30 protein-coding genes and 3 riboswitches are annotated in these 26,871 nt (G+C 40.1%); of the genes, 22 read left to right on the forward strand and 8 right to left on the reverse strand.

The window, feature by feature from the left end; all coding sequences use genetic code 11:
• Positions 1 to 28: 28 nt before the first annotated feature.
• Positions 29 to 892, reverse strand: a complete 864-nt coding sequence (locus NST01_RS06475; RefSeq protein WP_046343363.1) for a LysR family transcriptional regulator — start codon at positions 890 to 892, stop codon at positions 29 to 31.
• A 200-nt stretch (positions 893 to 1,092) separates the two neighbouring features.
• Here NST01_RS06475 and NST01_RS06480 point away from each other — a divergent pair, with 200 nt between their 5' ends.
• Entirely contained in the window at positions 1,093 to 1,455 is a 363-nt protein-coding gene (locus tag NST01_RS06480) for a cupin domain-containing protein (RefSeq protein WP_007498780.1), read from the forward strand.
• A 245-nt stretch (positions 1,456 to 1,700) separates the two neighbouring features.
• On the opposite strand, the gene NST01_RS06485 is transcribed toward NST01_RS06480, so the two are convergent.
• Positions 1,701 to 2,030 (reverse strand): MerR family transcriptional regulator, encoded by a 330-nt coding sequence (locus NST01_RS06485; RefSeq protein ID WP_007498778.1) that lies wholly within the window; start codon positions 2,028 to 2,030, stop codon positions 1,701 to 1,703.
• A gap of 192 nt (positions 2,031 to 2,222) precedes the next feature.
• Here NST01_RS06485 and NST01_RS06490 point away from each other — a divergent pair, with 192 nt between their 5' ends.
• The 3 genes from NST01_RS06490 (at position 2,223) to NST01_RS06500 (ending at position 3,403) form a co-directional block, all read left to right on the forward strand.
• Positions 2,223 to 2,378, forward strand: coding sequence for a hypothetical protein (locus tag NST01_RS06490; RefSeq protein WP_008346151.1), 156 nt, complete (start codon positions 2,223 to 2,225; stop codon positions 2,376 to 2,378).
• 38 nt (positions 2,379 to 2,416) lie between these two features.
• Entirely contained in the window at positions 2,417 to 2,581 is a 165-nt protein-coding gene (locus NST01_RS06495; RefSeq protein WP_008346148.1) for a hypothetical protein, read from the forward strand.
• 357 nt (positions 2,582 to 2,938) lie between these two features.
• Positions 2,939 to 3,403: a MarR family winged helix-turn-helix transcriptional regulator gene (locus NST01_RS06500; RefSeq protein WP_088004396.1), complete on the forward strand. Its 465-nt coding sequence runs from the start codon at positions 2,939 to 2,941 to the stop codon at positions 3,401 to 3,403.
• 30 nt (positions 3,404 to 3,433) lie between these two features.
• On the opposite strand, the gene NST01_RS06505 is transcribed toward NST01_RS06500, so the two are convergent.
• Positions 3,434 to 5,857 (reverse strand): bifunctional diguanylate cyclase/phosphodiesterase, encoded by a 2,424-nt coding sequence (locus tag NST01_RS06505; RefSeq protein ID WP_282900343.1) that lies wholly within the window; start codon positions 5,855 to 5,857, stop codon positions 3,434 to 3,436.
• Positions 5,858 to 6,105: 248 nt separating this feature from the next.
• On the opposite strand from NST01_RS06505, the gene NST01_RS06510 reads away from it, so the two are divergent.
• The 4 genes from NST01_RS06510 (at position 6,106) to NST01_RS06525 (ending at position 9,954) form a co-directional block, all read left to right on the forward strand.
• Positions 6,106 to 6,720 (forward strand): DedA family protein, encoded by a 615-nt coding sequence (locus NST01_RS06510; protein WP_007498772.1) that lies wholly within the window; start codon positions 6,106 to 6,108, stop codon positions 6,718 to 6,720.
• Positions 6,721 to 6,798: 78 nt separating this feature from the next.
• Positions 6,799 to 6,969: riboswitch (yybP-ykoY riboswitch) on the forward strand.
• Between the two features lie 32 nt (positions 6,970 to 7,001).
• Entirely contained in the window at positions 7,002 to 7,793 is a 792-nt protein-coding gene (locus NST01_RS06515; RefSeq protein WP_017367110.1) for a TerC family protein, read from the forward strand.
• Between the two features lie 215 nt (positions 7,794 to 8,008).
• Positions 8,009 to 8,764 carry an RNA polymerase sigma factor SigI gene (gene sigI / locus NST01_RS06520; RefSeq protein WP_008346139.1) on the forward strand — a complete coding sequence of 252 codons (756 nt, stop codon included), beginning with the start codon at positions 8,009 to 8,011 and terminating at the stop codon, positions 8,762 to 8,764.
• On the forward strand, positions 8,761 to 9,954 hold the full coding sequence (locus tag NST01_RS06525; RefSeq protein WP_236810406.1) for an anti-sigma factor domain-containing protein: 1,194 nt from the start codon (positions 8,761 to 8,763) through the stop codon (positions 9,952 to 9,954). Before sigI ends, NST01_RS06525 begins: the two co-directional genes overlap by 4 nt.
• 39 nt (positions 9,955 to 9,993) lie before the next feature.
• Here NST01_RS06525 and NST01_RS06530 read toward each other — a convergent pair whose 3' ends face one another.
• Both NST01_RS06530 and NST01_RS06535 read right to left on the reverse strand, forming a co-directional pair.
• Entirely contained in the window at positions 9,994 to 10,188 is a 195-nt protein-coding gene (locus NST01_RS06530) for an alpha/beta-type small acid-soluble spore protein (protein WP_017367112.1), read from the reverse strand.
• A 124-nt stretch (positions 10,189 to 10,312) separates the two neighbouring features.
• On the reverse strand, positions 10,313 to 11,029 hold the full coding sequence (locus tag NST01_RS06535; RefSeq protein WP_236810407.1) for a DUF1836 domain-containing protein: 717 nt from the start codon (positions 11,027 to 11,029) through the stop codon (positions 10,313 to 10,315).
• A 278-nt stretch (positions 11,030 to 11,307) separates the two neighbouring features.
• On the opposite strand from NST01_RS06535, the gene htpX reads away from it, so the two are divergent.
• The 5 genes from htpX to NST01_RS06560 all read left to right on the forward strand — a co-directional run bounded on the left by htpX (position 11,308) and on the right by NST01_RS06560 (position 14,862).
• Positions 11,308 to 12,207, forward strand: a complete 900-nt coding sequence (gene htpX, locus NST01_RS06540; protein WP_007498762.1) for a protease HtpX — start codon at positions 11,308 to 11,310, stop codon at positions 12,205 to 12,207.
• A 143-nt stretch (positions 12,208 to 12,350) separates the two neighbouring features.
• Positions 12,351 to 13,697 (forward strand): TrkH family potassium uptake protein, encoded by a 1,347-nt coding sequence (locus NST01_RS06545; RefSeq protein WP_007498761.1) that lies wholly within the window; start codon positions 12,351 to 12,353, stop codon positions 13,695 to 13,697.
• Positions 13,698 to 13,998: 301 nt separating this feature from the next.
• Positions 13,999 to 14,526 carry a DUF421 domain-containing protein gene (locus NST01_RS06550; protein WP_017359458.1) on the forward strand — a complete coding sequence of 176 codons (528 nt, stop codon included), beginning with the start codon at positions 13,999 to 14,001 and terminating at the stop codon, positions 14,524 to 14,526.
• A complete protein-coding gene (locus tag NST01_RS06555; RefSeq protein WP_017367114.1) occupies positions 14,523 to 14,687 on the forward strand; it encodes a hypothetical protein in 165 nt (54 codons plus the stop codon). Before NST01_RS06550 ends, NST01_RS06555 begins: the two co-directional genes overlap by 4 nt.
• On the forward strand, positions 14,680 to 14,862 hold the full coding sequence (locus NST01_RS06560) for a hypothetical protein (RefSeq protein WP_008346122.1): 183 nt from the start codon (positions 14,680 to 14,682) through the stop codon (positions 14,860 to 14,862). Before NST01_RS06555 ends, NST01_RS06560 begins: the two co-directional genes overlap by 8 nt.
• A gap of 33 nt (positions 14,863 to 14,895) precedes the next feature.
• On the opposite strand, the gene NST01_RS06565 is transcribed toward NST01_RS06560, so the two are convergent.
• Positions 14,896 to 15,915 (reverse strand): acyltransferase family protein, encoded by a 1,020-nt coding sequence (locus NST01_RS06565; protein ID WP_017367116.1) that lies wholly within the window; start codon positions 15,913 to 15,915, stop codon positions 14,896 to 14,898.
• Between the two features lie 293 nt (positions 15,916 to 16,208).
• On the opposite strand from NST01_RS06565, the gene NST01_RS06570 reads away from it, so the two are divergent.
• The 3 genes from NST01_RS06570 (at position 16,209) to NST01_RS06580 (ending at position 19,121) form a co-directional block, all read left to right on the forward strand.
• Positions 16,209 to 18,404, forward strand: coding sequence for a PAS domain-containing sensor histidine kinase (locus tag NST01_RS06570; RefSeq protein ID WP_008346118.1), 2,196 nt, complete (start codon positions 16,209 to 16,211; stop codon positions 18,402 to 18,404).
• Between the two features lies 1 nt (position 18,405).
• Positions 18,406 to 18,897 (forward strand): methylated-DNA--[protein]-cysteine S-methyltransferase, encoded by a 492-nt coding sequence (locus NST01_RS06575; protein ID WP_255836014.1) that lies wholly within the window; start codon positions 18,406 to 18,408, stop codon positions 18,895 to 18,897.
• 89 nt (positions 18,898 to 18,986) lie between these two features.
• A complete protein-coding gene (locus NST01_RS06580; RefSeq protein ID WP_017359454.1) occupies positions 18,987 to 19,121 on the forward strand; it encodes a hypothetical protein in 135 nt (44 codons plus the stop codon).
• Positions 19,122 to 19,145: 24 nt separating this feature from the next.
• Here NST01_RS06580 and mtnA read toward each other — a convergent pair whose 3' ends face one another.
• Both mtnA and mtnK read right to left on the reverse strand, forming a co-directional pair.
• Entirely contained in the window at positions 19,146 to 20,207 is a 1,062-nt protein-coding gene (mtnA, locus tag NST01_RS06585; protein ID WP_046527611.1) for an S-methyl-5-thioribose-1-phosphate isomerase, read from the reverse strand.
• A gap of 6 nt (positions 20,208 to 20,213) precedes the next feature.
• Positions 20,214 to 21,407: an S-methyl-5-thioribose kinase gene (mtnK, locus tag NST01_RS06590; RefSeq protein ID WP_326114341.1), complete on the reverse strand. Its 1,194-nt coding sequence runs from the start codon at positions 21,405 to 21,407 to the stop codon at positions 20,214 to 20,216.
• A gap of 82 nt (positions 21,408 to 21,489) precedes the next feature.
• Positions 21,490 to 21,647, reverse strand: a riboswitch (SAM riboswitch).
• A gap of 166 nt (positions 21,648 to 21,813) precedes the next feature.
• Between mtnK and NST01_RS06595 the strand changes: the two genes are divergently transcribed.
• The 6 genes from NST01_RS06595 to NST01_RS06620 all read left to right on the forward strand — a co-directional run bounded on the left by NST01_RS06595 (position 21,814) and on the right by NST01_RS06620 (position 26,850).
• A complete protein-coding gene (locus tag NST01_RS06595; protein ID WP_243825186.1) occupies positions 21,814 to 23,004 on the forward strand; it encodes a pyridoxal phosphate-dependent aminotransferase in 1,191 nt (396 codons plus the stop codon).
• Between the two features lie 44 nt (positions 23,005 to 23,048).
• Positions 23,049 to 23,150, forward strand: a riboswitch (SAM riboswitch).
• A 99-nt stretch (positions 23,151 to 23,249) separates the two neighbouring features.
• Positions 23,250 to 24,467 carry a 2,3-diketo-5-methylthiopentyl-1-phosphate enolase gene (mtnW, locus tag NST01_RS06600; RefSeq protein WP_203144283.1) on the forward strand — a complete coding sequence of 406 codons (1,218 nt, stop codon included), beginning with the start codon at positions 23,250 to 23,252 and terminating at the stop codon, positions 24,465 to 24,467.
• Positions 24,468 to 25,163 (forward strand): 2-hydroxy-3-keto-5-methylthiopentenyl-1-phosphate phosphatase, encoded by a 696-nt coding sequence (locus NST01_RS06605; RefSeq protein ID WP_017367123.1) that lies wholly within the window; start codon positions 24,468 to 24,470, stop codon positions 25,161 to 25,163. It begins immediately after the preceding gene.
• Positions 25,127 to 25,759, forward strand: coding sequence for a methylthioribulose 1-phosphate dehydratase (locus NST01_RS06610; RefSeq protein WP_249476616.1), 633 nt, complete (start codon positions 25,127 to 25,129; stop codon positions 25,757 to 25,759). The genes NST01_RS06605 and NST01_RS06610 overlap by 37 nt, the downstream gene beginning before the upstream one ends.
• 16 nt (positions 25,760 to 25,775) lie before the next feature.
• Positions 25,776 to 26,306 (forward strand): 1,2-dihydroxy-3-keto-5-methylthiopentene dioxygenase, encoded by a 531-nt coding sequence (locus NST01_RS06615; RefSeq protein WP_024719646.1) that lies wholly within the window; start codon positions 25,776 to 25,778, stop codon positions 26,304 to 26,306.
• Between the two features lie 301 nt (positions 26,307 to 26,607).
• Positions 26,608 to 26,850, forward strand: coding sequence for an aspartyl-phosphate phosphatase Spo0E family protein (locus NST01_RS06620; RefSeq protein ID WP_024719647.1), 243 nt, complete (start codon positions 26,608 to 26,610; stop codon positions 26,848 to 26,850).
• The last annotated feature ends 21 nt before the right edge of the window (positions 26,851 to 26,871 follow it).

Genomic DNA, 26,871 nt, shown 5'->3' on the forward strand with positions numbered 1-26,871 from the left:
ATTAATGAAAACAATGATCTGTCTCAGATCACATATTCGTAATGCCTATTAACTCCATAAATTGTGACAGAGCACTGGTCATGTACGAATCACGTCGCCTGATCAACACAGTGGGTACGATTCGATGTGGTTCTGGTAACGGATGACAGGTGAATTTGCCTTCCCCCCGAGATTCAACCATAGATTTTGGTAATATAGTCACTCCCAGCCCGCTTTCAACACATTTAAGGACGCCCTCTAACGTACCATATTCCATGACCTTCATAGGAGGATAGCCGTTGTTCTCTAGCCACTTTTGCCATCGTCCTAAATAAATACAATGGGCGAATGACGAGAGCAACGGCTCATGTAAAATAGATTCTACCTGGAATTGCTCCGTGGAGTAGCTTGTAATGAGAACGAGGGATTCTTCCAATACAGGATACTCGATGATTTCTGGATGAAGAATTGGCCCATCTACCAAGGCCCCGTCTACTTTGTAGTTGAGGATAGCGCTAACTTGGTCGACTGTAGGTGCCATATACAAGCTCAATTCTACTTGTGGAAATGTTTTGTGATATTCTGTGAAAATGCTGGGCAATCTTGTAGATGCGGTGGACTCTATAGATCCAATGTGTAAAGATCCCCGCGGAGTAGAGGAAAGCTTTACTGCTTCTATCGCTTCTTCGTAATCATATAGCAATTTATTTACATAGGGCAGCAGTTCACGTCCTGCAGGCGTTAAAGATATTTTCTTATGATATCGATAGAGAAGAGGTACACCTAACTCTTGTTCAAGACGTTGGATTCTTGCGGTGACATTGGACTGCACATAATTTAATTTTTGAGCAGCTTTTGTGATGCTTTGTTCAATGGCAACGGCTTTAAATACTTCCAAAGATTTAATATCCAAACTAACTCTCCTTTTTTGCATCACAAATTGTGATGATCTATATGCTGTTTTTTGATTTTACGTGATCCAATGAAGTATGTAAACTAAATGATAGAAGAGGTTGATGCTCATTGCGTCCCTTTTATCTGATTGAGAGGAGAAAATGAGATTTTCTTAGCTGTGGCAATTAAACGTTTCCATTTAATAAGGAGGGGAATCGATTGATTTCAAAGGTAAATATCGAAGAAAAATTTTCGCAAATAAATGATTATTGGAATCCTAGAATAGGTGGAGAGTTGAATGACTCATACATGAAAATGGTGAAAATTAAGGGTGAATTCATTTGGCATCACCATGATGATGAGGATGAAATGTTCTTTGTGTGGAAAGGCAACCTAGTCATCCGTTTTAGGGATAGGGAAATAACGCTTAATGAAGGAGAATTTCTTGTGATTCCAAAAGGAGTTGAACATCAGCCAATTGCTGAAGAAGAAGTTCACTTGCTCTTAATTGAACCCAAAACGACGCTAAACACGGGGAATGTGCTCAATGAACGAACTGTTTCGATTCCTGAACAAATTTGAAAAACTAAATCGTTAAAGATCAAGTATCTTAGGTGATAAATAGTTGAATGGTTGTTTTAGCTAATAACGAGGCTGCAATTGCTGCCTCGTTTTGTTGCTTCAATGATTCAGATGAGCTGTAACGCATTTGCTTTCACTACCTGAAATAAACTCTTCAGCAAGAATCGGTTTGTGCTTTCATCGTTTCATATTCAGGACGATCAGATACTAAGTCTATTTTGCTGAGTAAGCGATTGTTATTTAGTTCATCGATTCTTGTACCGGAAGTGCGCGTTAATTTGACCTTCCAGCATCTTTTTCTTATATTGTCCGCTTTTTAATGCCTGTTCTTTTTTCTTCATGTCTTTTAAAATTTCCGCTGTCTGCACACCATCTTCCCGTTTATTGGCGATATCCATTAAACGTTCTACATCAGAAAAAGAATATTTTCGTGTGCCTCTTGTTGAGCGCTGGGGGTAGATGAGTTTCCGTTCCTCATAATATCGGATTTGCCTGACGGAAAGCCCTGTTAATTCACTGACAATCCCGATTGAAATGACTTTTTTATCTTTATAAGATACATCTTCCTGCGTCATATCCTCACCCCTGCAAGTCTTTTCTTCATATTATATCGAAAAGTCAGTAAAAAAACCTAACGTTTGTTAGATAATATAACACAAAAATGAAAAAAGTGAAAAACAATGGAAGGAAAATTAACATATAACGTGCAAATCATATCACGTGAACATATGATAATAAAAAGAAAAAATGAGGAGGAGGCGCACTTGATGGAGAAAACACAGATCATCCGTATGGCAAAAGAAATCATCGCATTAGATGTGAAGAGGGATGAACTGCTGGAGCAGTTCATGCAGGCTGCGGGTCAGAATGCACATGCTCTTCTTAGAGCCGTACAAAATGATTTGTATAAAAAGTCCTCATAAGCACCCGATCCATATCCATTGATAGGAGGGGAGATGTCGTGCGGCGTATATTAAAAGAAGCTTTAGCGAAAGAAAGACATTATTATACGAAGCAGCTTTGCTCACTTGGGGTGTATAGCCCTGATATGACCAAGAACATGACAATTAGTGACTTAAAAAAAGAGTATCATTTCTTTTTCAACAAAACAGATCGCTATCTTTAACATCCCTTATCATGTGCGTTGTCACATGAAGGGTTCTTTTTTTGTGTGTTTAATATTATAGCAATATTGAATTTTGTAGAAATTTGACGAATCAAATGTAAGGAAATATAGAGCCTTTACAGATTATGTTAAAATTTGTCGTAACATGATGGTTTGCTGGAAAAGCTTTTTTTCGAGATGATTGTGAAAAATAAGAAGGATTTTAAAAGTTTATATCGAAATCTTATACATAACACGAATGGAGTCACTTATGTGGTTGAAAGGGTTTTCAAAAACGTACTTCTATTTTTTACGAAAGGCTCCAACTGCACCGCAAGAAAGCCTTGAAGTTAAAAAAATATTATAAGAGGTAGATATGTGATGAGACTATCGTTTAATGAAGAAGAAGTAGAACGTTCAATGACGCTTTACAAAGTTTTTGCAAGGGCATTTAAAAGCGTTTCCGAACACAGTATTAGAGACAGCAAGGAGCATGGATTTAATCCAACTGAATTTGCCGTTCTCGAATTACTGTATACGAGAGGTGCTCAAAAACTTCAGCAAATCGGCTCAAGACTCCTGCTTGTCAGCGGGAATGTGACGTACGTAATTGACAAGTTAGAACGAAATGGTTTCATTGAAAGAGAACAGGACCCAAAGGATAAGCGGTCAGTTTATGCCCATTTAACGGATAAAGGGCGCAGTTATCTGGATAAAATTTATCCAATCCATTCTCTTCGAATTGCGCGGGCGTTTTCTGGTCTTTCGCGTGAAGAACAGGAGCAATTAATTAGTCTGCTGAAAAAAGCAGGTATTCACAGTCAGCATTTGTTATTTAGATAAAACGAAAAGGTGCCATGGTTGGCACCTTTTTTATGTATCCAGCTGATGAGCAGGATAGGCGATAAATTTTTCAATATCACTAGCTGGAAGTGGCTTGGCATAATAAAAGCCTTGTAGATCGTCACAGCCCTGCGCAGATAAAAGTTGTGCTTGTGCAAAAGTTTCAACACCTTCAGCAATGACTTCTAGAGATAGCTGGTGCCCCATTGCAATAATAGCCCCTGTGATTTGCTCAGACTTTGAATCACTCAAAATATCCTCGATAAATGATTTATCAATTTTCAGACGGTGAATCGGCAAATCCTTCAAATAGCTTAAAGAGCTGTGGCCTGTACCAAAATCATCAATACTAATGCGGACGCCAAGTTGTTTTAAAGACGTCAGTACTTGTTTTGACTGCTTGATGTTGTCCATTGTCATGCTTTCTGTCACTTCAAGCTCAAGAAGTGATGGTTGAAGGTCGTATTTTTTTAGCGTTAGTTTGATCAAATCAATTAAGTCTTCAGAGTTAAACTGCTTAGCAGATAAATTGACTGCTACAGGGATTTTCAATTGCTTGTCATACCACAATTTTGCCTGCTTACATGCCGTGTCAATGACCCACCTTCCAATATCGATAATCAGGCCCGATTCTTCAGCAAGTTCAATGAAAGCCTCTGGTGATTTTAGAGAACCGTCTGGTGCTTTCATTCTTAAAAGGGCTTCAACACCTGTCATCTGTCTTGTTTTGGCGCTGATTTGCGGCTGATAATGAAGCACAAACTGCTTTCTTTGAATGGCATCTCGTAGCTCTAGTTCGCGATTGAGTCTGTCCTCACTCAATCTCTCCATAGATTCAGTAAAGAATTCATAGCGGCTTTGTTTATGTTTCTTTGATAAATACATGGCCATATCTGCTTTTCTCATCAATTCCATGCCATTCTTTCCGTTTTGCGGAGAGATGGCGATTCCAATACTAATGGATGTAATGAGCTGATGGTTTTGAATGAAAAAAGGTCGTTCAAATTGGCGAATGATGTTTTTCGAAAGCTGTTCAATTTTATGTGTACCATGCTCCAGGTGAGGAAAGATCATTAAAAATTCATCCCCGCCAATTCTTGCAATAAAGCCATTGTCAGGCAAACATTTGGTTAATCTGTTTGCGGCGGCTTTCAACAGCAGATCGCCTATGTTATGACCAAGGGCATCATTAATAATTTTAAACCGATTTAAATCAAGAAAAAGAACTGCCGTTGACGTTTTTGTCTCTTCTTGAGCGGATAAAACATCATTTAAATGATTAATTCCGTGACGACGGTTCGGAAGTTCAGTTAATGCATCATAATGTGCCATCACATGAATTTCTTTTTCAGCAATCTTCTGCTGGGTTAAATCCTTTAAAACGAGATAAATGCTGTCAAGTGTATGGTTGACGTGTACGGGTATGTATGTAACATGATAATAATAAAAACGATCTGCTGCTTTCAGTTCTGCTTCACGCGTAATTGCTTTTTTAGATTGATCAATAAAGTCTTCCCACATCTCAGTCGGCATGACATATTGACTCACATCATCACCAATCCAGGAATTGCACATTTTCAAAATGTGTTTGCCTGGGTCATTCGCAGATATCACTTTTCGATCAACAGATAACACGATAATCCCATCTATATTATGCTTGATCAGTGATTGGAACCGCTGTTCATTTTCTTTTAGCTGATCGGATTGTGACATAATCCGGTGATCAATATAGGCGCCGAAAATCATAAGTGATTGGACGATAAGCGTCATCAGACCGATGAAAATGGACAGGCTAAATGGTGACATTTCAAGAGAACCACCCGCAGCGGCATGACCATCTGAATGAAAAAACATCGTCGAAGACGCCATGCCAGTGTAATGCATGCCCGCAACAGCACCGCCCATCATCAGTGCACCCGCTATTTTTAACAGCTGATCTCCCCGCCTTTTCTCAGAGCGATGGAGCCGGAAAAAAAGGTGTAATGAAAAGAATGAAGCGAGCGCACCAATAAAAAACGAAAGAAAAAAGAGAACAGGGTCATAGCTGATGGTGACATTCGCCATTGATTCCAATCCGAGGTAGTGCATGCTGCAAATAGCTGAGCCCATCGTGATCGAACTAATCAAAAGTCGTCTTGTAGAAAGTTGCTGCTGAATACATATTGAAAATGCAATGAAAGAACCGATAAAAGAGGCCAAAATCGATAAAATGAGTAAGGGTGTTTCATATGTGATACCAGAGCGTAGGTGAAACGCCATCATGCCAATAAAATGCATTGACCATATTCCCATCCCCATGATCATCGCACCAATGATCAACCATACTCTTTTCTTTGCGCCGCTCGACTGGATCACCCGGCTGGCTAATTGAAGAGCTGAGTAGGAGGCGACAGCGGCGACAGCGACTGACAGAAAGACAAGCCATCCGTTGTAGCTTCCTGTTAAATGTGTCATGTAAGAAAACCTCCTGTATCTAAAAACAGACATATACTTAATATATCGGATCAAGTGGCGCCTGTGTTCACTTTTCCTTTACTTAAAAAGGGCATTTAGCATTTTTTTTGAACATTTTTTATAGTAAAATCAAATTTAATGTAAAAAAACGAAGAAAAGTGAATCATTTTTGTTTTTTTATTCGTTTAATAGGTGGCACGGTACGATTTGCAAGCATAGCCTGTCAAACTGATTATGTGTGAAAGGGATTGATAAACATCGAAGATTTTATTATTTCATTAGCTGATGCCTTTAAGAATTTGTCGTACTTCGGCATCTTTCTTGCATTATGCATTGAATTTGTTCCTGCTGAAGTGGTGTTGCCTCTTGCAGGTTACTGGGTTTCAAAAGGGGACATGGCCTTCATCGGTGTTGTGGCTGCCGGTTCTATTGGCGGTGTGGCAGGCCCCTTGACCTTGTACTGGTTAGGGCGTTATGGAGGGAGACCCTTTTTAAATAAATATGGGAAGTATTTCTTTGTGAAACCTGAGTCACTTGATAAATCGGATGCCTTTTTTGAAAAGCATGGCGGATTTGTTGCGTTTAGCGGCCGGTTTATTCCAGGGGTCAGAACCCTTATTTCCATTCCGTGCGGGATTGCGAAGATGAATGTGTGGGTTTTTTGCCTGTATACGTTTTTGGCGATTACGCCAATTACATTTGTATATGTGTATCTAGGATTTGTCCTTGGGGAGAACTGGCAAGAGGTTGGAACCATTTTAGAACCATATGTATTGCCGATTGGAATTGGTATGCTCTTATTGTTTGTTCTCTACGTGTGGCTGAAACGAAGAAAAAGAAAAACAGAAACACCAACTGCTTAATCAATGGGTGGGGATAAAAAGTCACCTGTTGACAATACGGGGTCTGTTGATTATGATATAAGTAATCTAAATATTCTTAATCCCACCAAAGGGGAGTAGCGTCCGGTTTTTACCGGAAACAAAGTCGTCATTACATGGAACCTCATTCCATCGGCTTTGTTGGCATGATTTACATATCACATGTCTAGCAAGACCTTTGCCATTACAGGCAAAGGTCTTTTTTGCATTCATAAGCCTTTGTCTGTTGTGGGACAATAGATAAAAAATAAGGAGGAATGATGATGGATGCAGCAATTATTTTAGAGTACGGGTGGGTTCTTCTCGTATTGATTGGGTTAGAAGGGATTTTAGCAGCTGATAATGCGCTGGTTATGGCTGTGATGGTCAAACACCTTCCTGAAAAACAAAGAAAAAAGGCATTGTTTTACGGACTTGCGGGAGCATTTGTCATGCGATTTGGTTCTCTTTTTCTTATTTCGTTTTTAGTAGATGTGTGGCAAGTTCAAGCCATTGGCGCAATTTATCTTCTATATATTTCGATTCACCATATTTTAAAATCGCACGTATTTAAGAAAAAGGAAGCAGACACAAACATGAAACAAAGCGGCTTTTGGGCAACCGTCGTAAAAGTTGAGCTTGCTGACATTGCATTTGCAGTAGATTCTATTTTAGCAGCTGTTGCATTAGCTGTGACTCTGCCAGCAACAAACCTTCCACAAATTGGCGGGCTTGATGGCGGTCAATTTATTGTCATTCTATTGGGCGGTATCATTGGTCTAGTGATCATGAGGTTTGCGGCGACTGTATTTGTGAAACTGCTTAAAACGAGACCAAGCCTAGAAACAGCAGCATTTGTCATTGTCGGATGGGTTGGCGTGAAGCTGACGCTCTATACACTTTCTCATCCAGCCATTGGGGTCGTGTCCTCTCATTTCATTCATTCAACATTATGGAAAATCATTTTCTGGACGGTTCTTCTCGCAATTGCAGCATTTGGTTGGTTTTTATCAAGTCCATCAAGAAAAGGCGGCCAGCAAAACGAGGAAAAACAAGAGATGCGGCTGGAAGAGTAGGTTTTTTGAAAGAAATATCATTTCATTTTCATAACACGTATATTACAAAAAAGGGGGGGATACCCCCTTATTTCTTTGCTTTTAAACGAAACGTTGTAAAGTAGATAAAGAAATACATGTCACAATTGAGTAACAGGAAATGAATTCCTCATTTCTTCCTTTGCGCTTCCCTCATAAATTAGCTATCATAAATGAGTAATATAGGGAGAACTGAGGTGAAACCATTGCTTAGCCTTTTGTTTAAAAAGGGAAAGAAAAAGCAAACATTAGAGCAGTCGGCAATCAACATCCAACAGGGTGATACCGAGCTGCAAAATGCATTAATCGAGCAATACAAACCATTTGTCGCTAAGACGGTTTCATCCGTTTGTAAACGATATATAGATGAAAAAGATGATGAATTCAGCGTAGGCTTAATTGCCTTTAATGAAGCGATAGAAAAATACTCTGCCGAAAAAGGCAACTCACTCCTTGCATTTGCGGAGTTAATTATTAAAAGAAAAGTAATCGACTATATTCGAAAAGAAGCAAGAAACGCGCCAACGGTTCAAATGGACCTTCAAGAAAGTGAGAATGGCGAGTACTCGCAAAGCATGATTGAAGCAGAGCTTTCTGCAAATGAATATAGGCGTTTAATTGAACAAGAACATAGAAGAGAAGAGATTGAACATTTTAAAGAACGATTGAAAGTATATGGTCTTACGTTTCAAGAACTGCTTGAGCATTCACCAAAGCATGCGGATGCGAGACAAAATGCCATTAAAGTGGCCCATACACTCGTTAAGCACGATGAACTGAGAACCATTTTATTTCAGAAAAAACAATTGCCAGTCAAACAGCTGGAAAAGCTAGTGGAAGTCAGCCGCAAAACGATTGAGAGAAATAGAAAATATATTATTGCGATGGCGATCATTATGACAGGTGATTATGTGTATTTGAAAGATTACCTTAAAGGGGTGCTTAATTCATGAGAAGAGGCATTATAGTAGAGAAAAACAAAAAATATGTCACACTGCTGACCCCTGATGGACAATTTCTGCGGACAAAGTATGAACAGCAAGACTATGAAATCGGTCAAGAAGTGACGTTTCCGAATGAATCACGTCTCGAAAGAAAAAGAGCCGGTTTTTTTGACCTGCTTCGTTTACGTCCGTTAAATGCAGGAATTCTATCAATTGCAGCAATTATTGTCGTGATCTTCACTATGATGCCATCTTTCTCAAGTCAAAAAGCATATGCATATATGACGATTGACATTAACCCAAGTTTTGAGCTGAAACTCGATCACAATTATCAAGTGATCGGTGTCACTCCGCTGAATAAAGATGCGAAGCAAGTACTGGCCAGTATGAAAGATTTAGAAAAAAACGACATGACCAAAGTCGTGCAGGAAATCATCGATGATTGTGATAAAAAAGGATACGTGAACCACTCTAAAAGCATTTATATTTCAACTGTTTATGAAAACAAGCAGGATCATACATACAAAACAAACGTAAAAAGTAAAATCAGCACCATCTCGGGGGAATATCAAAAGCGCAATTATAAGCTGGAAACTGTAGAAGGTGACCTGGAAACAAGAGAAAAGGCACAAAAAGCAGGCATTTCAACAGGAACTTATATTAGAAATCAAGAAATGCAAGACAACGAACAAGAGGACGTTAAAAAAGAAGATGAAGATCCAGCAGATGACGAGGCTGTCAAAGAAGAAGAGCCGAAAAATGCTGATGAAGATCAAAAAGACGAAGACAAAAAAGAAGATATAAAGATAGACGGTAGCGATGAGATGCAGCCGGATAAAGAGGCTCCAGAAGGCGAAGACAAAGAGCAGAAGGAAGTTGAGAGGGAAGAGCAAGGAGCTGTTCAAAAGCCTCACCAAACAAGCCCTAATCATGAAAATAAAGAGAAAAAGGGAAAAGAAGAAAAGGACCGCCCTTTTGAAAAAGACAAAGAGCAAAAAAAAAATCACTCGACTGATCCTGATGAAAAAAGACATCCAAATGGCACATCACGTGGTGATGCTGAAAAGCATGTAAAAAAAAACGACAGTGGTCAGAATCGTCCGTACGTCGAACGTAACAGAAATGACGTCAAACAAAAAGGGAAAAATACACCGCCTTCATACCGTGAAAACCGGGATGAGCCTACATATGAACAGTAAAAAAACGCCAGAATAGATCCGGCGTATTTCACCATGTCTTTATTTAGTTGAATGGCCCATTTGAGATTGCGCCTGCTGTACGAGTCTTTTTGTCATCTCGCCGCCAACAGAACCGTTTGAACGTGCGACTGTATCTGAACCGAGAGTCACGCCAAATTCTTGAGCGATCTCGTATTTAAATTGATCTAATGCTTGTTCTACTCCAGGAACAAGAAGTTGATTTCGATTTGCCATCACAGATTCCTCCTTTCACCTCATGTTTGTTGCGCCTTCTTATTTTGAAAAAAACAGCCTGCAATTATGCTGGCAATTGCTGCACAAAAAAGCCGAGGTGATGAAGGTCACCTCGGGCTCTGTTTTAAGCCTTTTTCAGCTGAAGCGTATTAAACATCATTTCTTGCGCTGTGCTTTGCAAGTGAGAAGTGAAAACGGAGAAAACGGTAGAACTGATAATGCCTTTAATCAAATGCCATTGCGGCTTCGTCAATTCTGTAAACTCTTCGTGGAGCTTGTCCGTCTGCTCTTCTGTCATTTCTCGTAAATTCGTTTCCTTTAATGGAAAATGTGTATGGTGATAAATAAAATCAAGGACGTGCGCATATGCTTCATAAAAACGGATGGGGCTGATAATATCATCCGTTCGATCTGTGATCGTATTAAATAAGGCAGATAAGATCATACGAATAGAATCAAAATCAAATACTGATTTTAAATCCCGGACAATTAATAAAATAACGACCTGATCAATGGAGTACTTCTTGCCAAGCTCTGGATGGCCGATCATATCTTTAATATCGCGCTTGATCCAGTTTTGAATGGCTGTCGATTTAAGAGAAGTCAGCTCACACAAGTTGCCAAGCTCAACGATTTCGTTCGTTGAAAGCCCGTGCTCTGATTTTTGCTTCCGCCGTTCGAGTTTTTCAAAAAACGAAGGGATTTTTAATTCATCATATTCATGTTCCTTATCGCTTTTTACAGATAAATTCAAAAGCTGAAGCGGAGTCAGATCTCCCTCGCCTTTTAGAGAATACAGAAGTCTCGTCATGTCAATTCTCGTTAATTTAAAAGTCACCATGTTCCACCTCATTTGTACGTCAAAAACGTGATTATTGATCTAATTCAACATCATAATCTCTTTTTAATGAAAATGCAAAATAAACTAAAATAGGACCGCTGCGTCACAATTTGTTCACTTTTTAGCGGATGCAAGTAGCGTAATCATTGAAATGACGAGGTTTGAGCCAGTATGATAAACATAGAAAACGATTCCTTTTTCCTTGCAATTTGAGACGTTTATTTTTATAATTTTATTAATAAGTTCAAATGAACTTAATATGACAGCGGAGGTTATGTATGGGTAAAAGAATATTTCTGTTTATATTAACGAACATTCTTGTTATCACTACGATTGGTATTGTCCTATCGGTTATTAGTGCAGCAACTGGTGTTGGTTCTTATATAGGAGCAGACGGAAGACTTAATATCCTTTATCTTCTTGTATTCAGTGCAGTTGTTGGTTTTGTAGGCTCGTTTATGTCACTAGCGATGTCTCGCTGGATGGCAAAAATGATGATGGGTGTGCGTGTGTTAAATCCAGAAAAGGATTCTTTAACATATGATGAGCAGCAGCTTGTTGACCGCGTTCACAGACTATCAAGAGCAGCAGGCCTTTCTAAAATGCCTGAGGTCGGTATTTACCAATCATCTGAAGTAAATGCATTTGCGACAGGTCCTTCTAAAAGAAGATCGCTTGTTGCCGTATCAACTGGATTGCTTCATGAAATGGATGATGCAGCAGTTGAAGGGGTTATCGCTCACGAAGTCGCTCACGTAGCGAACGGTGACATGGTTACAATGACGTTACTTCAAGGAATCGTCAACACGTTTGTTGTCTTCCTTTCAAGAATTGCGGCATGGATCGCAAGCCGTTTCGTTCCACGTGAAGAGCTTGTGCCGATTGTTCACTTTATCGCTGTGATCGTCTTCCAAATTATTTTCTCTATCTTAGGAAGCCTTGTCGTATTTGCTTACTCTAGACATCGCGAATTCCATGCAGACCGCGGCGGTGCGGACCTTGCAGGAAAAGATAAAATGATTCATGCGCTCCGTTCACTAGAGGCGTATACATCAAGAATTAAAGATGATGATCAAACAGCTGTTGCTACACTGAAAATCAGTGGTAAAAGAAAAGCTTCTCTTTTCTCAACACACCCTGATTTAAACGAAAGAATTAGAAGACTCGAAGCAAAATAAGAAAGATCAAAAGACATTCTGCGTAAGGATGTCTTTTTCTTTTTGATGAAAAAGTAAATAAAGCACAAAATACCTTTAAAATCTTCTTTCTTTTCATTAAAATGATATAGTATTCGAAAAGAAAGATAAAAGAAGGAATAACCATGAATCCAATGAAAAAACTAATCGACCGGCTGTCGGCTTTTCAGTTGATTGCCCTTTATTATTTTCTTGCTGTGACCGTGTCGTTCATTCTACTCAGTCTGCCAGTGGCTCACCAAGAAGGAGTCAAATGGACATTTATTGATGCGCTGTTTACAGCTGTGAGTGCAGTCAGTGTCACGGGTCTGACTGTTGTCGATACGTCACAAACATTTAGTGTGACCGGGATGTGGATCCTTGCATTTGTTTTGCAAATCGGGGGTATCGGCATTATGACCCTTGGTACATTCGTCTGGCTGGTTATGCGAAAAAGGATCGGCATTAAAGAAAGAAAATTAATTATGGCAGACCAAAACCAGAGCAACTTATCAGGAATTGTAAAACTCATGAAGCAGGTCTTATATTTAATCTTACTGATTGAGTTTGTAGGCGGTCTGATTTTAAGTATGTATTTTCTAAAGTATTACGATGTGCAAGGTGCTTTTTTACACGGATTTTTCTCTAGTATCAGTGCCACAACCAATGGAGGATTTGATATTACTGGAAATTCGTTAATTCCTTATAAAGATGACTATTTCGTCCAATTTATTACGATGCTTCTCATCATTTTTGGCGCTATTGGCTTTCCGGTACTTGTCGAAGTAAAGGATTATTTATTCAATCAAGACCGAAAACATGCATCGTTTTCATTGTTTACGAAAATTACAACAATCACGTTTGGCCTGCTTGTTGTCGTTGGGGCAATTGGGATTTATGCACTTGAAGCCCGGTTTACTTTTCTAGGGAAGAGCTGGCATGAAATCTTGTTTTATTCTTTGTTTCAATCAACAGCTACCAGAAGTGGCGGGCTTTCGACATTAGATATTACGCAATTGACAGAGCCGACACTGTTATTTTTATGTTTGCTGATGTTTATCGGGGCATCTCCAAGCTCGGTAGGGGGCGGAATTCGGACAACCACGTTTGCCCTTAATTTACTTGCTTTGTTTCATTTTGCGAGAGGAAATAAGTCCATTAAAATCTTTAAAAGAGAGCTTCATCAAGCGGACATTAATAAATCCCTCATGGTGACGATGATGGCCTTTATTTTAGTGTTTGGTGCTACGTTTCTGTTAACTTTATCAGACCATCATACACTTCTTGAAACTTTATTTGAAGTTTGTTCTGCCTTCGGAACAACGGGACTGTCGCTCGGAATTACGTCTGACTTGTCCGTATTTGGTAAGTGTATTATTATGGTCGTCATGTTTATAGGACGGATTGGAATTCCAAGCTTCTTGTATTTAATTGGCCGCCGGGAAAGTGAAGCGAATTATCATTATCCGAAAGAGCGTGTGATCATCGGCTAACCAGCATTCCTACTGAATGCTGGTTTCAGCGTGTAGACAAACCCTCGCATTCGTTGTCAAATCTGTGCTCCGGTGCTCACGAATGTCAAATTCGCTCCGCTCCGCCGGTGCTCGACTTTTCTAGACTGCAAAGGTTTTCTATCACGCTGAAAAGAAGAAGAGCTAAAATAAAGATCATTTTAACTCTTTATCAACAATCAGACCAGCATTCCTACTGAATGCTGGGTTTTTTTATTTCCATTATATAACTGGCTAAATCACAAGGGATGTTCGCAATCTATAGGTAAGAGGTGAAAGAGACGTGCTGGATGTGTTATGGAAAGCAATTGTAATGCTGCTCGTTGGTACCTTGCTGCTGAGAATAGCAGGACCTAAATCCATTAGTCAATTGACGGTTCAACAGACAGTCATCATGATTTCAATTGGATCGATTATTATCCAACCCTTTATTGAGCATAATTTACTTGAAACCATTTATGCGGCCGCCATTTTTATTGTGGCGCTTGTGATTATGGAAAAGCTGTCGATCCAATTTGATTTTTTTGAAAAATTGGTTTCAGGGAAGTCTGTGGTGATTTTAGAGGATGGAGAAATGCTTGATCACAAGCTAAAAAAAACGCGGCTGACAAGGGACCAATTCAAAATGCGCTTAAAGCAGCAGGGCATCACAGACATCAGCAGTCTCAAAAAAGCAACGCTAGAAGCGAATGGGCAAATTGGATATGAGTTAAAGCCTGAGGAAAAACCAGTGACAGTCAAACAAATGAAAGAGCTGTTTGATCAATTGAGCGAAGAACTAAACATGTTAAAAAGGAATGATGACAAGTGAAAAGAAAAGCAGCAAAAAATGAAGCACTCACGAATAATATGACGCCTACAGAAAGCATGGCACACGATCAAGGACAAACACAATTTGACGAGCAATCAGAAGACCGCCAGGCGAACCGAAATTCTCATCAAGGGAAACAGGGGGGAGCGTCTCGTGACTAAAAAACATGTGAAAAGTAAAGATATGAAAGACCATAAAAAACCGATGAACCCCGATATCTTGGAAGAGGAATTTGGCAGCGAGCTGGGAGATATAAACAGCAGTAAATGGATTGATACCTTAATGAAGCCTAAAAAAAACGATGAATGTCACACTGAACAGAAAAACAAAAAATAAATAGAAAAAAACGATCCAGAGAGATCGTTTTTTCTATTTAATATAACTGTTTTGTCTGCCAGTAATGGTTCTCATCAGGCTGGTCATTTTGAGCTCGATGACTGGTTGTGCAACAGTTTTAACAAATGTACTAGATAGGGTAAAGGTTAAGAGGACCGTAAGTAGCAATAGAATCAATACACTTGCCGTATTTAGAGCCCAATCATCAAACCAAGTCGTTCTTAAAAGCTTAATCACAAAGCCATGAAGTAAATAGACATATAACGTTCTTGTGCCCCATTTGGTAAAGAAGAACCGGCGTGTAGGGACTAATGCAAAGAAACTAAAGGTAGCAGCAAATGCAAGTAAATACCATACCATTCGTTTCATCGCTGCAATGAGTCCTTCATCTCCAAGAGAAGCGTAAGACTGTGACCCAAATAAAAAGGAATAATCGAATTCATAAAAATAGCAAAACATGAACACGGCCATCAGTACAAGAAGTGCAGTCAGTTTCCCTTTGCTTGTTCGGATAAATTCAAAGTGCTGCTTTTTTAAATAAAAGCCAGCTAAAAACATCGGCAAAAAGACAAATGTACGAGATAGGCTGAGTGTATCGCTAATGCTGTCCACGTAACCGACAAGTAACGCCATCGATAAACTGACGATCATTGCCCAGTGGAATGGCAGTTTTGAAAAAGGAATAAGTAGTAAGTTCCAAAAGAATAAACTGATTAAAAACCATAAAGACCATTGCGGATCAATCGGATTTAAGTTAGAGATGCTTTGATCCTGTAAGAAATAATAATACACAGAATAGATGACCTGAAAAATCAAATATGGGATGATCAGCTTAACAGCGACTTTTTTCATAAAACCTGGTTTTCTAAAACCTTTGGCAAAGAAGCCAGACACCAATATAAAAGCGGGCATATGGAATGTATAAATAAATTTATATAAGTAGAGTATCCAGTCATTATCATGTATGAATGACCGTAACAAATGACCAAAAACAACTAGAAAAATCAGAAGAAATTTTGCATTATCAAAATAACTGTCTCTCGTTGATGTCATAACATCACCTTTCCTGCTTCATTTCGAACATAAACGTTCTAAGTGCACTGTTCCCTCATTTGCCCCATTTTAAAATACAAATTGGCTCATTTCGCTATTTGATGTGAAATTGTAGAGCGGTTGTAAAAGAAGCGTAAGAAAAGAGAATCGTTATACAATCGTGTCATCCAAATGAAACAAATGAAGCAAGCCTCGTGTAAAAAGTTCTCTTTTTTTATGAGTCGAATGAAGGAACAATGAAAATCTTGTAGAAATATTGTAGAGGAATGAGGCTGGAAAAGGAGTGTAAGAGAATGACTGAAACGCTCGATGGTGCGAAAAATATCAGAAAATTAGAAAAAGAAAACGAATATTTGCGAAATGAATTGATACAGCACAAAATGCTGTTAAATAAGACGTTAGATGCCATTTTTATATTTGATCAGCACCTCAACATTATCCAAGCCAATGAAGCGACATGCAGGCTTGTCCAAACACCGAAAGAAGACCTCCTCAATAAATCCGTTCTAGATTTCCTATACGGCATTCCGAAAAACAAAATTGACTGCTCACTTGAGATTTTTTTTCGAAAAGGAACGTTAAAAAGAGAGATCTCCATTCAACTTGAAAATGGAGAGACAAAATATATTGAATTTGCAGCAGAGCACGACGTGGTGAATCAACAATATATTGTCGTCATGCGTGATATTTCTTCAAAGAAAATATTAGAGCGAGAACGCTCGATGAATGAGCAGCTGTTTAAAGATTTATTTGATCGAGCGATTGACGGTATGGTCATTTTTGATCAGGATGGTTGTATGATTGACGCCAATCACTCTTTTTGCCAGAGCTTTGAACTTCAAAAAACAGATTTAACAGACCGCTACTTAAATGAATTTGTTGAAGAAGAAAATCTTCCAGCGCTCCAGCAGCTCTTAACTTCATTGAAAGAAACAGGGAAAGCAAAGGGAGAACTTCCTGTTACCCTTCAATCTGGGCAGCACAAATTATTCGAACTGACCATCACATCCAATGTGATGAGTGGTTTTTACATGTCCATCATGCGTGATATTACAGAAAAAAGATTAATGGAAGAAAAGCTGCTAAAAAGTGAAGAACGTTTTAGAGAAATATTCGAAAATGCGATGGATGCCATCATCATTTGGGCGGATGATGGAGAAATTGTCAGGGCAAATGAATCAGCCTGCCGAATTTTCGAATTACCGATGCATCAGCTGATTGGCAAGAAACTCATGGATTTTCTAGTCAAATCTGATCGCAGATACCGGCCGACAAGAAGACGGTATATCAGGAATCTTGAAATCAGAGAAGAACTCCTCTTTAGAATGGCGAATGGCCAATTCAAAGAGCTTGAGTTCACCTCTAAGCATGCGGTATTAGAAGGACAGCACTTAACCATTTTACGGAATGTCAGTGACAGAAAGCGAATGGAAGAGGAGCTGCGAGAAAGTGAGCTCAAATTCCGTAAAGTATTTAATGGCTCTATGGATGGCATTGTTCTTTTCGATAATCAATACCGGATTATAGATGTGAATCCTTCTGCAAGTGAACTGCTTGGCCTCAAAGATGATCACTTAACGGAAATGAACCTTTTTCATATCCTTGCGCCATATCAAATTGAAAATTTGGCGCAGCCAGCTCAGGCGATGTCATTAGACGAGATGGACAATGAAGTTCCCTTTGTGCTGAACCATCCAGATCAACGTATTTTGGAGTTTTCTTTTAAACGAAATATTATTCATAACATGAATTTGGCCATCTTTAGAGATGTGACTGAACGCAAGGAATTAGAGGAGCGGGTAAGAAAATCGGATACGCTTCATGTTGTCGGAGAGCTTGCCGCAGGAATTGCTCATGAAATTAGAAATCCAATGACGGCTTTAAAAGGCTTCATTCAGCTGCTCAAAGGAAACATTGAAGGGGAGTATTCGCTCTATTTTAATGTCATCACATCAGAGCTAAAAAGAATCGAATCCATCATTACAGAATTTTTGATTTTAGCGAAACCGCAGGCCATCATCTATGAAGAAAAAAATGTCGTGCAAATTGTCAAAGACACGATGGACCTTCTTCACGCACAGGCCAATCTTGGCAATGTACAAATGCATTTAGATGTGCTGGATGATATTCCGCTCATCTACTGTGAACAAAATCAATTGAAGCAAGTCTTTATTAACATTTTAAAAAATGCGATTGAAGTAATGCCTCAGAAAGGAAATGTATACGTGAGCATTCAAAGGAAGGGGGAGGAGCACATTGTGATTTCTCTTCGTGATGAAGGCTGCGGCATGACAGAGGATAAACTAAAGCGTCTCGGAGAACCATTTTATACAACAAAAGAAAGAGGCACTGGACTTGGGTTAATGGTTAGTTATAAAATTATTGAAGAGCATCAAGGAACCATTGAAGTAGAGAGTGAAGAAGGGGTCGGAACAGTGTTCCATCTCACGCTTCCACTCCGGCAGCAGAAACAAGAAGGGGAGCTTTAATGTGTATTATACAGTCTATACCGCACCAATCGGGGCATTATATATACTAGAGAAAGATGGTGCCATCATTGAAGTGAAGTTTGATGATGAATCGTTTTTGGTCAAAGAACAGAGAGACCATTTTAAACAAGAAGACACGCCTGTATTAAAAGAAGCGAAAAAACAGCTGGATGAATATTTTAAGGGCGATCGGAAAGTGTTCGATCTCCCGCTCAAGCAAGCAGGCTCTCCGTTTCAAGAGCAAGTGTGGGAGGCACTTTCTACTATTCCGTATGGTGAATCAAAGAGCTATGCTGATATTGCAGAAGCGATCAGTAATCCAAAGGCTGTCAGAGCCATTGGACAAGCTAATAGACGCAATGCATTGCCTATTTTTATCCCGTGTCACCGGGTCATTGGAAAAGACAGGACTCTGACTGGTTATGCAGGGACGAAGACAGGGATGAAAGCGATCCTGTTAGAATTAGAAGGCATCCCATTTGTTCAAAAATAAATGAATTGACCTGTTCCAAATGTTTAGTGAGCGACATATCCTTTTATTAAGCTAAAAAAGTTGGTCTGGGGAAAAAGGAGGCTGCTAACATGTTATGGGGCAAAAAAGATAAAATGTACGCCGTCACATCACTATGTGTCAAAATGAACGTGTTGACAGAAGAACAGAAAAAAGAAATATTAGCAAAAACAAACGAAACAAAAAAGCGCGGTGCTCTTAAATGATAAGAATCCCGCGCTTTTGTTTGATTAAAGTGACACGCTTTCAGTAAATAGTGCATCAATCTCTTCTGTATAGTTGGAAGTGATAATGCCTTTTTCTGTAATGATCCCGGAAATGAGATGGTGAGGAGTGACATCAAAGGCAGGGTTAAATACCTGCACGTCAGGAGGCGCTATTTGGATGCCGTTTAATTCCTTTACTTCCTGCGGGTCGCGTTCTTCAATCGGAATATCTGACCCATCCTGAGTTGACACATCAAAGGTCGAAAGAGGCGCTGCCACAAAAAATGGAATTTGAAAGTGTTTAGCCAAAATAGCCAGACTTAACGTTCCAATTTTATTTGCTGTATCACCGTTTCTAGCGATTCGATCTGCACCAACAATAACGGCAGAAATTTGTTTTTCTTTCATCGTATGGGCTGCCATATTATCCGTGATAAGCGTCACATCTACGCCGCCCTGCATCAATTCCCATGTCGTCAGACGAGCGCCTTGAAGGACAGGACGTGTTTCACATGCGTAAATGTGAAGATCGAGGTTTTTCTTTTTCGCTAAATAAAAGGGTGCAAGCGCTGTTCCGTAGCGGCTTGTGGCAATGGAGCCTGCGTTACAAATGGTCATAATTCGATCACCAGATTTAAAGAGCTGAAGAGCATTTTGACCGATTTGCCGGCATGTTTCTTCATCTTCGATTTGAATTTGAATGGCTTCATGGACAAGATCAGTTTTGGCTGCATTCACCGAAGCAGCACGCTGAGTGCGCTGATAAAGCCGGTCTAATGCCCAGGCAAGATTCACAGCGGTTGGACGAGCACTGTTTAAATATTCTTTCAGGCGAGCGACTTCTCGCTTAAAGAGATTAATGTCTTCTGTATCAATCTCTTGTGCACTGAGTGCGAGCCCAAAAGCCGCTGTAATGCCAATAGCAGGTGCTCCGCGTACTTTTAGCGTCACAATGGCATCATACACATCTTCTTTTGTATATAAATGCTCAAACACGGTTTCAGCGGGTAATTTTTGCTGATTCAAAATGTTGATACGGTTTTCTTCCCATTCGACGGAACGGGGAACTTCAAATTCTTTAGACAAAACTCGTCACTCCTTTACAGTTTGCTGGAATAATGCGACGAGGTCAGACGCTGTTTCCACTGCTTGATATTGTTTGATGAATGTTTTTCCTAGTGTAAGTGCTGCTTTTTTCTGCTGAAGCCTTCTAGAATGTGATGGAATCGCATCGAGATCAGCCGCATGCGCAAGACCGATGGTTCGGCGAACAAGCTCACAGCCAGCAAAGCCGGTGGCTTCTTTTAAAATACGGTCAAACGTTGTTTCTAAAAAGCTGTCCGATACACTAAACGCTTCAATACTGTCTTCTTTCCATGCTTTTGTGAACACTTCTTTGAATGTTGCCCATACATTGACGACATGATCAAAAAGGTGCTGCTGATCCTGCTCATTCTCATGAGATAAAGCATTGATGAACAGATTGGCAATAAAGTGACCGATATCGAATCCGAAAGGACCGTAAAAAGCGAACTCTGGATCAATGATTTTCGTTTCCGTTTCGTTTGCAAAAATACTGCCTGTATGAAGATCTCCATGTACCAGTGTTTCAGCAGAGGTTAAGAAGATCCGTTTCAATTCGGCTGCTTTTGCTTGCAGTTCAAGATCAGCCCATAGTGCTTGTGCCTCTTCTCTTAATTCCTCTTCGAAGTCATTCGTTTCGCTGTCAAAGAAAGGATCTGTGAAGACGAGTTTCTCTGTAATGTCACAAAGATCAGGGTTCGTAAACTGCTTCACGAATTGCTTTTTGATTTTAGGATTCGTGGCAAAGTCAGATGTGTAAAATAGTGTTTTGCCTAAAAATTCTCCGACATGATCTGATAAGTACGGGTATTGTTTTCCGGCAATTAGCCCTTTTCTGACGATTTCAAGGTGTGATAGATCTTCCATTGCCGTCACTGCAAGAGCTGTATCCGAATAATAGACGGCTGGTACGAGATGTGGTGCATACTCTGATTGCTTGATGAGTGCTGCACTTTCAATTCTTGCGCGGTCTAATGTCAGCGGCCAGCTTTCTCCAACGACTTTTGCGTAAGGAAGGGCCTGCTTGATAATCAGTCCTTTTGCTTGTTTGTGATCATAAATATGAAAGACGTAATTTAAATTTCCGTCGCCAATTTCAGTACAGGTCAAATGACTGCTCTCTTGAATCAATCCAAGTCTAATGGCTAATGCAACTGCCGAACTCTCTGTTAATTCTTCATATGATGCCGTAAGTGTAACCAATTGCTTCCCCTCCAAATCATATAAAAAAGCCTCTTTCTCCTGAGAGAAAGAGGCTTGATGGCGTGTATGCTCGAAGCCTCTCTTATCTCTCAGCACATACGTCTGATGGAATTAGCACCGTGCCCTATAAGACAATAAATTGTCTTGGCGCTGTTCTTGCTGCGCCCCACTTCACAGTGGTATTAACGGTCGGTTGCTGTTGGGGTCAAAAGGCCAAATCCCTCGCCCAACTCTCGATAAGAGAAATCAATATGTAATTGTTTCATGTCTACTTGCATTTCTTAATTCTAGATATTATCAGAGCTGCAGTTCACATGTCAATCTTTTTTCAAAATTGCTTTACAATTCATAAAACAATCCATTACAGTGATTGTATTGTCATGTAACTTGAATAGAAGGTGAAAAAATGGAATTCCAGCAATCGGATGTATTGAAACATTTACCGAAACAATTTTTTGCGTCGCTTGTACAAAAAGTACAGAAAAAAGTGCAGGAAGGGGCAGATGTGATTAATTTAGGTCAAGGAAATCCTGATCAGCCCACTCCTCCACATATTGTGAAAGCGATGCAGGAAGCGGTAGCAAAACCTGAAAATCATCAATACTCCTCATTCCGCGGGACAGCGAAACTAAAAAAAGCTGCAGCTGCTTTTTATGAAAGAGAATATGGCGTCACGCTTGACCCAAAGACAGAGATTGCCATCTTATTTGGAGGGAAAGCGGGACTAGTCGAATTGCCGCAATGCTTACTGAATCCAGGTGATACGCTGCTTGTTCCAGATCCGGGCTATCCTGATTACTGGTCAGGCGCTGTGCTTGCCGGAGCTCGCATGGTCACAATGCCTCTTCTTGAACAAAATGATTTTTTACCTGACTACCACCAATTGTCAGAACAGGATAAGAATCAAGCAAAGTTGATGTACTTAAATTACCCAAATAATCCGACTGGTGCGACTGCAACCCGGACATTTTTTGAAGATACTGTTGCGTTTGCGAATGAAAATAAGATGTGTGTAGTCCATGATTTTGCATATGGCGGCATAGGATTTGACGGCGAAAAGCCCCTTAGTTTCCTGGAAATAGACGGAGCAAAAGAGACAGGTATTGAAATCTATACATTGTCCAAAACGTATAATATGGCTGGTTGGAGAGTCGGTTTTGCAGCAGGGAATGCCTCTGTTATCGAAGCCATTGAGCTTTATCAGGATCACCTGTTTGTGTCACTGTTTAAAGCAACTCAAGATGCAGCAGCAGAAGCACTTTTAAGCGATCAAACGTGCGTACAAGTACAAAATGATCGGTACGAAAAAAGACGAAACACTTGGATTGCTGCATGCAAAGAGATTGGCTGGGACGTCAGTGCGCCAAAGGGCTCGTTTTTTGCTTGGTTAAAGGTGCCTGAAGGGTATACATCGGAAACTTTTTCTGATGTATTATTAGAAAAAGCACATGTTGTTGTTGCACCCGGGAATGGCTTTGGTGCTCACGGTGAAGGCTACGTCAGAGTCGGACTTTTAACAAGTGAGGAGCGGCTAAAGGAAGCCGCTGATCGTATCGCTGCCTTGCAGTTATTTGAAAAAAAGCCATTGACAACGTAAAAAAATGGTGCGATAATTCAGGCAATATTTAAGAAAATTGAATATTCTTATCAAGAGTAGGCAGAGGGACTAGCCCAATGAAGCCCGGCAACCGACTTCCATGAAGCACGGTGCTAATTCTTGCAGCAAGCGCTGAGAGATAAGATTCGGATGAATGAGACGAAACCTCTTTAACGCGCTGATCAAGCACTTAAAGAGGTTTTTTTATTGACCATATACAGGACGCAATCGAAAGGGGATTCCTAGTGAGTGAACTACTGGCAACATACGTACTAACACATCTAGAGGATGAACAAATAGACCGAAAAGCAGAGCAGATCGCACTTGGGTTAACGGTCGGGTCATGGACGGACTTGCCGCAGCTCAAAAAGGAGCAGCTGAAAAAACATAAAGGCCGTGTGGTGAGCGTAAAAGAACAGTCTCCCGCAAATGGTGGTCTGTATCAAACAGAGGTGACCATTGCTTATCCTGAGGCGAACTTTTCAGCTGATATACCAGCGGTGTTGACGACGATTTTTGGAAAGCTTTCACTGGATGGGAAAGTAAAGCTCGTCGATATCGAATTTTCGGAAAGGTTTAAAAGCTGTCTGCCAGGACCGGTATTTGGCATTGAGGGGATACGAAAGAAAGTAGGCGTGTTTGATCGGCCGCTATTGATGAGTATATTTAAAGGCGTGATCGGTCGTGATATGGAGGATTTAAAAGAACAGCTCCGCTTACAGGCTTTAGGTGGAGTAGACTTCATCAAAGATGATGAGATTTTATTTGAAAGCCCATTAGCCCCTTTTGAAGATCGAATCAAGGAAGGAAAAAAGATATTAAAAGAAACATATGAAGAGACAGGACATCGCACGCTTTATGCTGTTAATTTAACTGGTAGAACTTTTGATTTGAAAGATCGAGCAAGAAAGGCAGCCGAACTCGGGGCTGATGCGCTTTTATTCAACGTTTTTGCGTATGGACTTGATGTCATGCAAAGCTTGGCTGAAGATCCAGAGATCCCATTGCCGATCATGGCACATCCGGCAGTGAGCGGTGCAATGACATCATCTCCAGACTATGGATTCTCGCATTCTCTTCTTTTAGGCAAATTAAATCGATATGCTGGTGCTGATTTAAGTCTTTTTCCCTCTCCTTATGGATCAGTCGCCCTTCCGAAAAAAGATGCCATTGGCATTTTCGAAGCATGTGTGAAAGAGGATACAGTTCAACAAACATTTCCTGTCCCTTCAGCAGGCATTCACCCGGGAATGGTGCCGATCTTAATCAAAGATTTTGGACTTGATCATGTCATTAATGCAGGCGGGGGAATTCACGGACATCCGCGGGGAGCAATTGGAGGAGGGAAAGCCTTTCGTTCGATCATTGATGCGGTGGTCAAAAAAGAGTCTATCGAAGAAAAAGCATCAACTTGTCAAGACTTACAAGCAGCACTTGATCTTTGGGGAAGGGTAGCAGAATAAATGAAAAAACCAATTGTATGTTGTGATTTTGATGGCACGATTACGAAAAATGATAATATCATTCGCATCATGAAGCAGTTTGCTCCGAAAGAATGGACGAAATGGAAGGATGGTGTTCTAGCAAAAGAGATCACGATCCAAGAAGGCGTCGGGCAGATGTTTCAGTTACTGACGAGTGATCAGAAAGAAGCCATTCGATCATTTATTTTAGAGGATACAGAGATTCGTGAAGGATTTGAACAGTTTGTCGATGATGTCAAAAAAGCAGACATTCCTTTCTATGTACTCAGCGGCGGTATGGACTTTTTTGTCTATCCTATCCTTGAAGGGATTGTCGAACAAGAGAATATTTATTGTAACCATGCATCATTTAAAGAAGATCATATTCAAATTGAATGGCCGCATGCCTGTGATTCAGAATGCCAAAATGGCTGTGGCTGCTGCAAGCCTTCCATTATTCGAGAGCTGACGCAGGAAGATGATTTTATTATCATGATTGGTGATTCAGTGACTGATATTGAGGCAGCGAAACATGCGGATCTCACGTTTGCGCGTGATTATTTACTGAACGAATGTAAAGAGCTAGGGCTCGTACATAAAGAGTATGAAACATTTGTTGATCTAAAAGCGCAATTTGATCAAATAAAGGAAGTGAAGGAATGGCAGACGAGAAGAGTAAACGCTGGAAGGAACTAGCAGACATCAAACGTGAATTGGCACAAAGAGACTGGTTTTACGGAACGAGCGGCAATTTATCGATAAAAGTGTCGGATGATCCCATCACGTTTTTGGTGACGGCAAGCGGCAAAGATAAAAGAAAAGAAACCGATGAAGATTTTGTTCTTGTTGATGCAGCAGGTCAGCCGGTTCATCCGAATGAGCCGCTCAGGCCATCAGCTGAAACACTGCTTCACACATACGTTTATGAGCGGACGAAAGCAGGATGTTGTCTTCACGTCCACACGATCGATAACAATGTCATTTCTGAGCTGTATGGCGATAAAGGAGAAATTCGTTTTAAAGGTAATGAAATCATTAAAGCGCTTGGTTATTGGGAAGAGGATGCAGAAGTTGCTGTTCCTATTATTGAAAACCCAGCTCATATTCCGCACCTTGCAGAGCAATTTGCAGTGCACCTGACGGACGATGCTGGTGCTGTACTCATTCGTAATCATGGCATCACCGTTTGGGGGAAAAGCGCATTTGAAGCCAAACGAGTCTTAGAGGCTTATGAATTTTTATTTACCTATCATTTGAAAGTAGCGCTTTATCAAAAGCAGCTTGTTAAATAAAAAGGAGGAAACACACATGGCGACCATTTACATTCATAATGAAGAGAACACGTTACTTGAGAACGAACAAGAGGTTCAGGCGTATTTAGAACAGCAAGGGGTCATTTATGAACATTGGGATATTGAAAAACTACCAAAACAGTTATCAGAAAAGTACGATTTAACAGATGATGAAAAGGAAGAAATTTTAACTGTGTTTCAAGAGGAAATAAAGAGTATTTCCGAGCGAAGAGGATACAAAGCGCAGGATGTGATTTCATTATCAGATGCGACTCCTAACCTGGATGAACTGCTTCAAAACTTTAAACGTGAGCATCATCATACGGATGATGAAGTCAGATTTATCGTGAGCGGTCATGGAATCTTTGCCATTCAAGGCAAAGACGGCGTCTTTTTTGATGTGAGACTGAATCCAGGTGATTTAATTTCTGTGCCTCCGAATATTCGTCACTACTTTACACTTCAAGAAGATCGTCAAGTCGTCGCCGTTCGCATATTTGTCACAACTGAGGGCTGGGTGCCAATTTACGAAGAAGAAACGGTTTAATAGTGGGAGCTGATCATTTCGCATGAGGCGGAAGATCAGCTTTTTTTTAGGAAAATAGACATAAAATGAGAGAGAAAATAGTTGATTTTGGTCTTCTGCATAGGATAAAATTCTGTTTAATCAATGTGTCAGTCCTGTCCAATTTTGAAGTTTACCCCCAGAATTCATTGGGTAAAAGGTCTTTAGGCTGTAAAAAATTAAATAAAATAAGCATATTTAATTTAATTTACAAATAAAGTATAATTTTGGTGTCGGATCATTTAGAGCGTAGACAGACGAATTCAGAGCGGGAGCTGAGATCATGAATATTTATGTACGGAAAGAACAGCTATTAATGTCAATTGATGAAAAGAGAAGACAAATGGTAGAAGCTGCTCAAGTAGAAGGCTATACAGGTGAGACGACAATTAAATATAGTCAAGAACTGGACAACCTGATGAATGAGTATCAGTCTCTTCTTTTTCATGAACAACAATCTGTTGCTTCCTTTCATGATCTTGTATCACAAATGAGTCTCCTTTCTGTCAATCGTCCTTCTTATTGACATCAAAAAACCGGTCTTGCC

The sequence above is a fragment of the Bacillus sp. FSL R7-0166 genome (assembly GCF_038008935.1).
In the GTDB taxonomy this organism is placed as follows: domain Bacteria; phylum Bacillota; class Bacilli; order Bacillales; family Bacillaceae; genus Bacillus; species Bacillus altitudinis.